Below are 504 nucleotides of genomic sequence, written 5' to 3'. Positions count from 1 at the left end.
CAGCACGATGCGCGCCGGTGGCGGCCCTTCGCCGCCGCCCATCACCGAGCCGACCGTGGCGATCGCCTGCAGCGCCGTGAAGATGCCCTCCCCCGTCGCGGTTTTCGGCGCCGGCTTCAACCCGTCGATCGCCGCCTTCACCGCGGCCCGGTTTGTCGTCGGCGACACAAGCAACGAGGCGTTGGCAGCGAATTCCACCAGGCCCAGGTTGATGGCCGGCGTCAGCTCATCGGCGAATTTCTTGCCGGCCTCCTGCGCGGCCGCCTTGAGCCGGTTGGGTTCGACGTCGGTCGCGCGCATCGAGTTCGACATGTCGATGACCAGCACCACGACCGCGCGGTTGAGCGGGATCCGGATGTCCGACGTCGGCCCGGCCATGGCGGTGGTCAACAGCACCAGCGACGCGGCGAGCAGGATCGTCGGCACGTGTCGCCACCGCGACTGGGGCACCTCGGCCTCGGTGAAGCGGCGCAGCCGCTGCCGGCGCCGGGCCTGCACCACGAC

General features: G+C 70.8%; 1 protein-coding gene. It reads right to left on the bottom strand.

The window, feature by feature from the left end:
- Positions 1–504 (bottom strand): VWA domain-containing protein (locus A5706_RS00075; RefSeq protein ID WP_156766861.1); only part of this gene is annotated, 504 nt, incomplete at both ends.

Source organism: Mycobacterium sp. E796, assembly GCF_001672815.1.
GTDB lineage: Bacteria > Actinomycetota > Actinomycetes > Mycobacteriales > Mycobacteriaceae > Mycobacterium.
The sequence above is the reverse complement of the archived record's forward strand: the minus strand, read 5'-3'. Positions and strand labels throughout refer to the sequence as shown.